The organism is Streptomyces sp. GS7 (assembly GCF_009834125.1).
Classification (GTDB): Bacteria; Actinomycetota; Actinomycetes; order Streptomycetales; family Streptomycetaceae; genus Streptomyces.
Window position 1 is genome coordinate 6,191,772 of record NZ_CP047146.1, and the last position, 10,746, is coordinate 6,202,517.

General features: G+C 73.5%; 12 protein-coding genes. 8 read left to right on the forward strand and 4 right to left on the reverse strand.

The features are described 5' to 3' along the window. The first annotated feature begins 39 nt into the window (after positions 1-39). A complete protein-coding gene (locus GR130_RS26970; protein ID WP_159507111.1) occupies positions 40-546 on the forward strand; it encodes a MarR family winged helix-turn-helix transcriptional regulator in 507 nt (168 codons plus the stop codon). A gap of 172 nt (positions 547-718) precedes the next feature. On the opposite strand, the gene GR130_RS26975 is transcribed toward GR130_RS26970, so the two are convergent. Next, positions 719-1,042 carry a hypothetical protein gene (locus GR130_RS26975; protein WP_159507112.1) on the reverse strand — a complete coding sequence of 108 codons (324 nt, stop codon included), beginning with the start codon at positions 1,040-1,042 and terminating at the stop codon, positions 719-721. A 350-nt stretch (positions 1,043-1,392) separates the two neighbouring features. Continuing rightward, positions 1,393-2,031: a TetR/AcrR family transcriptional regulator gene (locus GR130_RS26980; protein WP_159507113.1), complete on the reverse strand. Its 639-nt coding sequence runs from the start codon at positions 2,029-2,031 to the stop codon at positions 1,393-1,395. A gap of 139 nt (positions 2,032-2,170) precedes the next feature. Here GR130_RS26980 and GR130_RS26985 point away from each other — a divergent pair, with 139 nt between their 5' ends. The 3 genes from GR130_RS26985 (at position 2,171) to GR130_RS26995 (ending at position 4,814) form a co-directional block, all read left to right on the forward strand. Continuing rightward, entirely contained in the window at positions 2,171-2,689 is a 519-nt protein-coding gene (locus tag GR130_RS26985; protein ID WP_159507114.1) for a PH domain-containing protein, read from the forward strand. Continuing rightward, positions 2,686-4,251 carry a PH domain-containing protein gene (locus GR130_RS26990; protein WP_443043671.1) on the forward strand — a complete coding sequence of 522 codons (1,566 nt, stop codon included), beginning with the start codon at positions 2,686-2,688 and terminating at the stop codon, positions 4,249-4,251. The genes GR130_RS26985 and GR130_RS26990 overlap by 4 nt, the downstream gene beginning before the upstream one ends. A gap of 149 nt (positions 4,252-4,400) precedes the next feature. Beyond that, on the forward strand, positions 4,401-4,814 hold the full coding sequence (locus tag GR130_RS26995) for an SsgA family sporulation/cell division regulator (RefSeq protein WP_159507115.1): 414 nt from the start codon (positions 4,401-4,403) through the stop codon (positions 4,812-4,814). Positions 4,815-4,977: 163 nt separating this feature from the next. Here the strand turns inward: GR130_RS26995 and GR130_RS27000 are convergent, their stop codons facing one another. Next, positions 4,978-5,772 carry a polysaccharide deacetylase family protein gene (locus GR130_RS27000; RefSeq protein WP_159507116.1) on the reverse strand — a complete coding sequence of 265 codons (795 nt, stop codon included), beginning with the start codon at positions 5,770-5,772 and terminating at the stop codon, positions 4,978-4,980. A 157-nt stretch (positions 5,773-5,929) separates the two neighbouring features. Here GR130_RS27000 and GR130_RS27005 point away from each other — a divergent pair, with 157 nt between their 5' ends. The 4 genes from GR130_RS27005 (at position 5,930) to GR130_RS27020 (ending at position 9,400) form a co-directional block, all read left to right on the forward strand. Beyond that, positions 5,930-6,634, forward strand: a complete 705-nt coding sequence (locus tag GR130_RS27005) for a response regulator transcription factor (RefSeq protein ID WP_159507117.1) — start codon at positions 5,930-5,932, stop codon at positions 6,632-6,634. Beyond that, the gene (locus GR130_RS27010) at positions 6,631-8,295 is read left to right on the forward strand and encodes a sensor histidine kinase (RefSeq protein WP_159507118.1); all 1,665 of its coding nucleotides are present in this window, start codon (positions 6,631-6,633) and stop codon (positions 8,293-8,295) included. The genes GR130_RS27005 and GR130_RS27010 overlap by 4 nt, the downstream gene beginning before the upstream one ends. Further along, the gene (locus GR130_RS27015) at positions 8,292-8,924 is read left to right on the forward strand and encodes a hypothetical protein (protein ID WP_159507119.1); all 633 of its coding nucleotides are present in this window, start codon (positions 8,292-8,294) and stop codon (positions 8,922-8,924) included. Before GR130_RS27010 ends, GR130_RS27015 begins: the two co-directional genes overlap by 4 nt. Positions 8,925-8,998: 74 nt before the next feature. Next, positions 8,999-9,400 (forward strand): J-domain-containing protein, encoded by a 402-nt coding sequence (locus GR130_RS27020; RefSeq protein ID WP_159507120.1) that lies wholly within the window; start codon positions 8,999-9,001, stop codon positions 9,398-9,400. 18 nt (positions 9,401-9,418) lie between these two features. Here the strand turns inward: GR130_RS27020 and GR130_RS27025 are convergent, their stop codons facing one another. Continuing rightward, a complete protein-coding gene (locus GR130_RS27025) occupies positions 9,419-10,708 on the reverse strand; it encodes a DUF4185 domain-containing protein (protein WP_159507121.1) in 1,290 nt (429 codons plus the stop codon). Between the last annotated feature and the right edge of the window lie 38 nt (positions 10,709-10,746).

The following is a 10,746-nucleotide window of genomic DNA, read 5'->3' on the forward strand; positions in this document are numbered from 1 at the left end:
GGATTGGGGCGGTACGAAGGTGCCGAGAGGAGAGTGCGGGTGACCGAGGACATCGTCGCGGGGGTGCTCCGCCAGTGGCAGCAGGTGCATCCCGGGCTGGACACCGGCCCGATGGCGGTGATCGGGCGGCTCAACCGCTGTTCCGCGCTGCTCCAGCAGGCCGCCGACGCGCCGCTGCGGAAGGCGGGGCTGACCCGGCCCGAGTTCGACATCCTGGGCACCCTGCGCCGGATGGACCGTGAGCTGACACCGGGCCGGGTGGCGCGCGAGACGTTCGCCTCCGGGGCGGCGGTCACCAAGCGCGTACGGCAGTTGGAGGAGCGCGGGCTGATCAGCCGGCGGCCCGACGACCGGGACCGCCGGGTCGCGCATCTGTCGCTCACGGCGGAAGGGCGCGAGACCATCGACCGGCTGCTGCCCGAGCAGTTGCGCTACGAGGCGGCGCTGCTGGCCGGCATCGGGGACGAGCGGCAGGAGGAACTGTCCGCGGCGCTGGGTGAGTTGCTGGTGGTGCTGGAGGGTCGGCTGGGGAGCCTGATGGAGTGACGGGGGGCTGCGGGCCTCCGCGGGCCCCGGCGGGGAGGGCGGGCGGCCACTCCTCGCAGCCCGCGGCCTCGCAGTCCTGTTGCCACTCCGGCGCGCTTCCGCCGCTCCACCCGGACCGGGCTCCTCATTCTCCTGGAGCGGACTCCTCACTCCCCCGGGCTGGACTCCTCCACTACCCCGCGAACGGCTCGTCGCTCCAGCGGAACCACGCGGCGTCGTCCTCGATGTGCAGCAGGAACTCGGCGACGGGGCCGGCCGGGGCCACCAGCCGCACGCCGTCGGCGGCGCGGCTGTAGGCGTCCTCCCAGGCGGTCGGGTCGTCGTCGATGGTGTCGAGGAGGGCCAGTTCGCGGGTGAAGTGCGGCTCCAGTTCGGCGAAGGCCGGGCCGGGGGCGAAGCGGCCGTTCAGCCAGGGGAAGTCCGCCTGGGTGACGGTGATTTCACCGACCATGTCCGGGCCTCGCTCCACCCGCCAGATCTCACCGATGTACGGCATTGCCGCCTCCCCTTGGTCCTGCTGGTGACGCGCGTGAACGCCCGGCCGGATGTGGCGGGGTGCAGGTCATGCGCGACGGTCGGACGTCAGGATGGCAGACGGCGGGAACACGTCGAGCGGGTTCCGGTATTCCGCCAGAGGTCAAGTCCACCGCCGGTCGCAGATGGCCGGAACATCGTTCGGGAACGCGGTTCTGGAGTGCCGTTCGGGAACGCCCTTCTGGGTCACCGTTCCGGATCGTGCAGGAACGCCGTTGCCGCTCGGGAACACCGTTACAGAGCAGCGCTCCCCAGCGGCGTCCCCACGTGGTGTTCCCGAGCGGCGCCCCCGAGCAGCGTTCCCGATCGGTGTTACGGGATGTCGTCCCGGGGGCCGTCCCCCGGTGGGGTGCGGTCGCCGAAGAGTCCGGTCAGGTGGCGGTCGAGGATGCGCAGCGCGTCGTCCGGGCCGTGCACGCCGAGCAGGACGTAGGTGGCGAGGCCGTCGGTGAGGCTGATCAGCAGCATCGCCTCGTCCTCGGTGGCCCGTTCCGGCGGCAGTTCGCCGCGGTCGGCGGCCAGCCGCAGCTGATCGGCGAAGAAGGCGCGGAGCTTGGGGATGCCGTCCCGGGCCTCGGCGCCCAGGGCGGGGTCGTGGACGGCGCGGGAGTAGTAGGCGGCGCCGACCAGGAGGCCGGTCCGGCTCTCCTCGTCGAGGGGGAGCATGCCGGACAGGCAGGCGCGCAGCACGGCCTGGGGCGTGGGCTCCTCGTCGAGGGCCTCGATGCGTTCGCGGATGCGGTCGGTGGCCAGCCGGTTGATGTGCCGGAGGGCGAACAGCAGCATCTCGTCCTTGGTGCGGAAGTAGTGCTGGAGCCGGCCGAGCGAGATGCCGGCCTCGGCGGCGACATCGCGCAGGCTGGCGCTGTCCATGCCCCGGGTGCTCGCGATCCGCCAGAGCGCCGCGGAGATCTCCTGCCGCCTGGCTTCGCGATCCACCTTCTTGGGCACGGGCGGCCTCCCTTCGTTGTTGCGTGGTGCGGCCTGCCGTCACGCCGCCCGTCGGTGACCGGCCCGCTTTTACAAGTCGCTTGTACCGTTATAACGTACCGCCACTCAATACGTTTGACTTGGAAAACGGTGACCCCTCATGCCCGAGCACGCCGGCCCGCTGCTGCGCCCGCCCCGCCACCGCGTCGATCCCCGCGCCCGCAGCTGGTGGCGGGTCCAGGCGCTGCTGACGCTCAGCGGCCCGATGCTGCTGACCGCGCTCGTGATGGCGGTGCTCTCGCTCCTGTTCTTCCCGAGCGCGCTGTCATGGCTGGGGCCGCTGCTGCTGGTCGTGCTGGTACTGCCGGCGGTGGGCTATCTCGTGGTCATGCCGCGCTGGCGGTACGCGGTGCACGCCTGGGAGCTGGGGGACCGCGCGGTCTACGCGGCGGGCGGCTGGCTCTGGCAGAAGCGGCGGATCGCGCCGCTGTCCCGGGTGCAGACCGTGGACACCGTGCGCGGCCCGATACAGCGGCGGTACGGGCTGGCCACGGTGACCGTCACCACCGCCTCCACCGCGGGCGACATCAAGATCGCGGGCCTGTCGTGCGCGGACGCGGAGAAGCTGTCCCGGCGGATCGGCGAGGTCGCGCAGGACGTGCCGGGTGATGCCGCGTGAGCACCCCGCAGGGTCCCGGCCCGTACTCCGACTCACCGGCGGCCACCGCCGCCGCGCCCGCCCCCGAGTGGCGACGCCTGGACGCCCGTACGCTGCTGGTGCACTGCGGCTGGATGGGCGCGCCGCTCGGTTCGCTGGCGCTGACCGCACTGGCCACCGGCGGCCGGATCAGCCCCGGTGCCTGGATCACGCTCGCCGCCGTCGCCGCCTCGTTCGCCGTGGTCACCGCGCTCGGGCTGATCCGCTGGGCCCGTACGGACTTCCGGGTCACCGGGGAGACCTTCGACGTGCGCAGCGGGCTGCTGACCCGGCGGCTGCGCAGCGTGCCGCTGCACCGCATCCGCACCGTCGACCTGACCGCGACACCGCTGCACCGGCTGCTGGGGGTCACCGTCCTGCGGGCCGGTACGGCGGGCTCGGGGGAGAGCTCCGGCGAGCTGTCGCTGGAGGCCCTCACGGTGGCCGAGGCCGACCGGCTGCGTACGGAGCTGCTGGCGCGCGCGGGCGCCGGGGAGGTCGCCGAGGATCCGGTGCTGGCGCGGATCAGCTGGCGCTGGCTGCGGTACGCGCCGCTGACGTTCTGGGTCGTCGGCGGGGTGTTCGTGGCGGCCGGGTCGGTCTACCGGGCGCTGCACGAGATGGGCATCGAGCCCTGGAAACTGGGCTTTGTGCAGCGGGCGTTCACCGAGTTCGGCAACGGGATGCTGTGGCTGACGATTCCCGCGGCGCTGCTGGCGGTCATCGCCCTGGGGTCGGTGGGCGCGGTCGTCCTGTACATCGAGAACTGGTGGAGCTACTGCCTGGAGTGGTCCGACGCGCGGACGCTCCAGGTGCGGCGGGGGCTGCTCACCACCCGGTCGGTGACGATCGAGCGCGCCCGGCTGCGCGGGGTGCTGCTGCGCGAGCCGCTGCTGCTGCGGGCCGGCGGCGGGGCGACGGTCCGGGCGGTGGCGGGCGGCCTGGGCGACAAGGAGGAGAACCGCAAGCGCAGCGGGCTGCTGCCGCCGGCGCCCCGGGGGGAGGCGGTGCGGGTGGCGAGCGGGACGCTGTGCTCCCCGTTCCCCGACGCGGAGCCGCCGTACGGCCGGCAGGGCGTGCAGCTGCTGCCGCACCCGCGGGTCGCGTTGCGGCGGCGCCGGGTCCGCGGGCTGGTGTTCGCGGTGCTGCCGGGGACCGTCCTGCTCGCGGGTCTCGGAGCGGCGTTCACTCCCGTCCTGCTGCACGCGGCGTGGATCTACGCGGTGCTGAGCACGCCGGTCGTGCTGTGGCTGGCGCGGGACGCGTACCGGAATCTGGGGCACGGGATCGCCGGCCGCTACCTGGTCACCCGGTCGGGCACGTTCAGCCGGGACACCCTGGCCCTGCGGCGCGAGGCCGTCGTGGCCTGGACGCTGACCACGTCGCCGTTCACCCGCCGGACCGGCCTGGTCGCGCTCACCGCGGCGGTCGCGGCGGGCGAGGACGGCTATCGGATTCCGGACCTCGCGGAAGCCGACGCTCCGGGATTCGCGGCGGCGGTGGCACCGGGGATCCTGGACGAGTTCCTGGTGCACCCGTCCTGACGGAGATCCGGATTGCGGGGTTCCGGACGATCTCGGCCGGCATGACGCAGATCACACCCCTGTCGCGTGCACGGCAGGCGCGGGCACAGCGTCCTACTGGATGACCGTGCCCATGACCCGTGCGCCGACAGCCGTGAGGAGCAGCCGCGATGAACACCGCCATCGACCAAGCCGTCCAGGTCCGCCTCCTCGCGACCTCGCTCGGCTCGCATGCGGTGCCCGCGGTGCTGCACTACCAGCGCGCCGATCCGCTGGCGGTGCGGATGTCCTTCCCACCGGAGATCTCGCTCGACGGCGCCGCGGTGGACTGGGCGTTCGCGCGTGAACTGCTCGCCGAGGGGCTGCGGATGCCGGCCGGCCGGGGCGACGTACGGGTGCGGCCGTCGGGTCCGGAGCGCACGGTGATGGAGTTCCACGCGGACGAGGGCATCGCCATGGTCCAGCTGAGGACGGAGGACGTCCGGCGGTTCCTGGCCCGCTCGTACGAGGCGGTGCCGGCCGGACGCGAGCAGGAGTACCTGGGCGTGGAGCGCGGGCTGGCGGAGCTGTTCGGCTCGGCGTGACGGGCCGCTCCCGTCGGGGCACGGCGGCGAACGGGGACCGCTGAGGCGGAGTTCGCCCGCTGGTACGGATATGCGGAACGGGCCGGTGTCACCGGCCCGTTCCGCATATCCGTACCAGCCGCGGTGCGCCGGCCGCCCGGCCCCGCGCACCGTCCGCCGGGAGCTACCGCTGCGGGAAGCCGAAGCCGTAGCCCTGCTGCTTCATCCACGGCAGCAGGCTGTCCAGGGACGCGACCGTCCGGGCGCGGTTTCCGCCGCCGTCGTGGAAGAGGACGGTCGGGCCGTTGCGGAGTTCGCCGCGGACGGTCGCCTCTATCTTGGCGACGCTGCCGCCTTCGAAGTCCTTGCTGTCGACGTTCCAGCCCAGCGGGCGCATGCCGTGATCGGCGGCCAGCTTGCGGCTGTACGGGGTGAAGGCGCCGCCCGGGGCGCGGTAGTAGTCGACCTTGGCGCCGCCCGCCGCGTCCTCGATCATCTTCTGGGCGCCGAGTATCTGCTCGGACTGGTACTTCTCCGACCGGTGGTCCATGGCGGTGTTGTGGCTGACGGTGTGGTCGCAGAGCCGGTGCCCGCCGGCGACCACCTTCTTGACGAGGTCGGGGTGCGCCTTGGCCTGCGGACCGATCATGCAGAAGGTCGCCTTGACGTCGTACTTCTTCAGGACCGCCAGCACCTTCGGGGTCCAGACCGGGTCCGGGCCGTCGTCGATGGTGATGTTCAGGCTGCGGCCCGGGCGGTCCGAGGCGTGCACGATCGACGGGTCGACGGGTGCGCTGCGGGCCGGCTGGGCGGCCTTCGCGGCATCAACGGTGTCGGCCTCGGCCTTGGCGGTGGCACCGGGCTGGAGGAAGGCGAAGGCCCCCGCAACCGCCAGTGACGCCACGGCCGCCGTGGTCACGCCGATGATGCCGCTCTCTATCCCGAAGAACCGCCGTCCCGCCCCGAAGCGCCCTGCCATGTTCGATCCCGCCCTCGTATGCTCTGCTGGTCTGCCTACCTCGGCGGCGGTGCCTGCGCCCTCGCACTGTCGCCGCCCACACCCCCACAGATGCACAGGACTCGGGACAGGATGCGCCTGTTACGGATCCATCATGAAACTTATTGATACTGGACCCATGCCACGAGTACTTCTGATCGAGGACGACGCCGCCGTGCGGGACGGAGTGAGCCTCGCACTGCGGCGGCGCGGCCACGAGGTGGCGGCGGCTGCGAGCGGCGAGGAAGGGCTGGCGTCACTGCCTGGCTTCCGCCCTGACATCGTACTGCTGGACCTGATGCTGCCGGGTAAAGACGGCTTCGAGATCTGCCGGCTGATCCGCGCCGAGCGGCAGTTGCCGATCATCATGCTCACCGCCCGCGGCGACGACCTCGACGTGGTGCTCGGGCTGGAGGCCGGTGCCGACGACTACATCGTCAAGCCGGCCCGCGGCGAGGTCCTGGAGGCCCGGATCCGCGCGGTGCTGCGGCGTACGGCACTGCCCGCCGACGGCGCCCCGGCCATCGAGCCGGGGCCCTCTCCTGTGGAGACCTACGGCGAACTGGCCATCGACCGGGCCGGTCTGGTCGTCACCAAGGGCGGCCAGGACCTGGCGCTGGCGCCGTCCGAGATGAAGCTGCTGCTGTTCCTCTCCGCGACCCCGGGACAGGTCTTCAGCCGCCAGCAACTGCTGGAGCACGTCTGGGAGCACAGCTACCACGGCGACGCGCGGCTGGTGGACGCCTGTGTGATGCGGCTGCGGACGAAGATAGAGGACGTCCCGCGCAGCCCCCGCTACGTCCAGACCGTCCGCGGGTTCGGCTACCGCTTCGGGCCACTGTGAACCGCACGGGCCGCCCGGGGCGCCTGGGCCGTCTGCTGCCGGCGCTCTCCGTGCCGCGCGGACTGCGGGCCCGGCTCGTGGTGGCGTTCCTGCTCGTGGCCGCGGTCAGTGCGCTGACCACCGCGGGGCTGACCTACCGCGAGGCCCGCAACGCCATCCTCCAGCGGTCCCAGGACGGGGCGGTCAACGACCTGCGCGCCCAGGTCAATTCGCTGGCACCGGAGCTGGCGGTGCCGCCGTCCCAGTCGGACCTGGACTTCTTCCGGGTGCAGCTGGAGCGGTCGGGGAAGTCCCGCGACTGGGACATCACCGTGCATTACAACGGCGTCCCGGACAGTGACCAGGGCGGGCTGCGGCGCGAGATGGCGGTGCCGACGGACTTCAAGAACTCGGTGGAGAAGCGCCGGGTGCCGGTCTTCCAGCGCATCGACCGCGACGGCGACCCCTGGCTGCTGATCGGGATGCCGGTGCGCCAGTCGGACGGTGCGGCGTCCGCGCTGACGGTGTACGCGCAGCTGCCGCTGAGCGCCGAGGAGGCCAATGTCGAGGCGCTGGTGAGCGCCGCGCGCGGCGGCGCACTGCCGGCGTTCGCGCTGGCCGTGATATTGCCGCTGGTCGCGGCGCGCGGGGTGCTGCGGCCCGTACGGGGTCTGCGGCAGGCCGCCGGGCGGATCGCCGAGGGCAAGCTGGACACCCGCCTGGAGGTCAAGGGCGCCGACGAACTCGCGGATCTGTCCAGGACGTTCAACGACATGGCGGCGCGGCTGGAGGAGAGCATGGCCGAGCTGCGCCGGATGGAGGCGAACTCCCGGCGGTTCGCGGCCGATGTCTCGCACGAGCTGCGCACGCCGCTGGCGGCGATGGCGGCGGTCACCGACGTGCTGGACGAGGACGCCGACTCACTGGACCCGGACACCGCCTCCGCGGTCCGGCTGATCAGCCAGGAGACCGGGAAGCTGGTGCGGATGGTGGAGGACCTGATGGAGGTCTCGCGGTTCGACGCCGGGGCCGCGGCGCTCCATCTGGACGAGGTCGATGTCGCCGAGACGATCCGCAAGACCCTCCAGGCCAGGGCCTGGCAGCAGCGGGTCGCGGCCGAGCTGGCGGCCGACGTGCGGGCCCGGCTCGACCCCCGGCGGCTGGACGTGGTGGTCGCCAATCTCGTCGGCAACGCCCTGCACCACGGCGGGGAGCCGGTCCGGGTGGTGCTGCACGCGCCGGAGCCCGGCGCCGGCCGGCTGCTGATCGAGATCCGCGACAGCGGCCCCGGGATCGCCCCCGAGGTGCTGCCGCACGTCTTCGACCGCTTCTACAAGGCGGACTCGGCGCGCGCCCGGTCGGAGGGCAGCGGGCTGGGGCTGGCCATCGCGCAGGAGAACGTCCGACTGCACGGCGGCACGCTGCGCGCCGCCAACTCCCCCGACGGCGGTGCGGTGTTCACCGTGGAGCTGCCGGTGCGGCCGGCCCCGGTACGGGACGACACCGCACCGGACGGCGCCGCACCGGACGGGGCGACACCGGACGGTTCGCCGGGGGCGGACCGCCCGACCGCCGGCGGGCCCCCCGCCGGCGGCGACCGTGTGGACACCGCGCAGGACGACCAGGAAGACGGCCCGGCGGGCGAGCGCCCCGCGGCCGGGAAAGAGAACGACACCGCATGACCGCCCTCCGTACCGTGATCGCCCGCCGCGCCGTGCCCGCCACGAGGGCCCGGCGGATCGTCCTGGGCACCCTGGGCGCCGTGCTCGCCGGGGTGCTGGCCGGCTGCGGTATCGAGCCCACCGACGTCATCGACGCCGGTGAACCGGCGACCGGCGTCAAGTCCCCGGGCCGGCCCGCGGACAATGTCCAGCTGTTCTTCTACGGCCCGTCCGGGCTGCGCTCGGCGACCCGCCCGGCGAAGGCTCCGGTGGACCCCGGGGAGGCGATCCAGCTGCTGATGCAGGGGCCGAACCACGCCGAGCGGATGCGCGGACTCTCCAGTGTGGTGCCGAAGTTCCCGGGGCCGGTGACCGCCGACACCGGTCCGGGCACGGTCGTGATCACCCTGCCGGTGAACGCCAAGCTGCTGGACCCGGCCTCGATGAACCAGCTGGTGTGCACCGCCGCCAACGCCCGGGTCCCCGGCAACAAGCCGCCGGGCCAGGTCGTCGTGACCCTGGTGGGCGGGAGCGTCCGGGTCGGCCCGATGGTGTGCGGCGGCAACAACGCCTTCCCGGTGGTGCAGCCGACCCCGACCGACACCGGCGGGACCGGGGGTGTCGCCGGCAGCCCGAGCCCGGCCAGCTGACCTCCGGCGGAGCCCGTCGCGCTACGGTGGGGACGAGGACCGAACCGGCCCCGCACTCTCGGGAGACGCACACGATGACCGAGCGCAAACCCCCGGGTATCAGCTTCGAGAGCTGGACCGACAAGCAGATCCGCGAGGCGGCCGAGCGCGGCGCGTTCGAAGATCTCGACGGGTTCGGCAAGCCCCTCCCCCACCTCGACCGGCCCTATGACGAGATGTGGTGGATCAAGGAGAAGATGAGCCGCGAGCACCTCTCGCTGCTGCCGGCGAGCCTGGCGTTGCGCAAGGAGGCCGAGGACGCGCTGGCCGCCGCCGACCGGGCGCCGAGCGAGGCCGCGCTGCGCCGGATCCTGACGGAGATCAACGACCGGATCCGGGCGGCGCTGGCCGCGCCGCTGGACGGGCCGCCGCTCAACCTCGTCCCGTTCGACATCGACGAGCTGGCCGCCAAGTGGCGTGAGCAGCAGGGGAGTTGAGCGGCTCAGGCGCCCGCTTCAGGGCTTGGCGGGCGCCGTCCGCACGCGCAGGAAGCGCGGCCGGTAGAGGGCGACATCGCCGTTGACCTGCGGGTCCGCGGGGACGCCGGGCGGGCCGAGCCAGTTGACGTCGTAGCTGAGCAACAGGGCGCCGCCTGCGGTGAGTTCCGGGTGCGCCTGCGGGTTGTAGACGGCGATGCGCCCCGGGTCGGGGCCTGCGGGCCGCGGCGGAGTGATCCGCCCGTTGGGGCCGTGCCAGGGCCCCTGGGGCGAGCAGGACCAGTAGCTGGTGATCGTGCGGAGGCCGGCGGTGCCGCCGGCGGGGGTGTCCATCGTGAAAAGCAGCCAGGTCGCACCGTCGCGGACGACGGTGAAGGCGCTGCCGATGCCCCGCCGGCCGCCGCCGCGCAGTACCGGCGCGGCCCGCTCGGGCCGCCGCTGCCAGTGGGCGCCGTCCCAGAAGCGCCAGGCCGCGCGGTCCGCGAGCCGCCCGTCCGGGACCCGCGCGAGATAGGCGCTGTCGGCGGGGGACGCGGGCGGGTCGTCGCCTCCGAAGACATAGGTCCGGCCGCGGTCGGCGACGGCCGCGGCGCCGTAGAGGACGCGGCGGCCCGGGTCGGCGACCGTGGCCGCCTCGACGGTCCGGCTGATGCCCTCCAGGTGGAGGCCGGGCAGGGAGAGGGTGGCGACCTCGGTGGTGTGGGGCACCCCGAAGACCCAGGTGCCGGTGCCGGGGACGCGGTTCCACAGCAGGACCCGGACCACCTTCTCGGGCGAGCCGGGGATGCGGGGCTCCACGCGCGCGTGGACCGGCCAGCGCCAGCCGCCGCCGGGCGGGTCGGGGAAGAACGGGCCGGGGGCGGCCGGCCCGCCGCCGGTGAGGGTGCGCTCCGGGCGGCCCGCGGGGGACGTCACCACCAGCGAGTTGTGCCGGAGGTAGGGGATGCCACCGATGTCCGCGGTGCGCCAACTATAGGGCTGGCCTTGGGGGTTGGGCGGTGGGTGCACCCGGTCGAGGAAGGTGTCGGAGAACAGCCAGAGGATGCGTCCGTCCGGGAGGCGCACCGAGTGGGTGCCGTCGCCGCCGGTCCAGTCGTCGGTGCGGGTGTTGTCGTCGCCGTAGCGGGCGAACGCGTCGGTGGGTACCGGGTCGGCGGACCAGGAGGCGGGGATGCGCCCCGTGCAGGCGGCGCGGTCCCGGGCAGCCGGCGGCAGCGCCGGAACCAGCAGGGCGACGGCGGTGAGCAGGAGGATCAGCAGGAGGGGGGCGGCGGCGATCGTGGTGCGGGTGACGGTCGGCCTGGGCATTCCGCTCCTCGGTGTGGTGCCGGGCCCACGCTACCGCC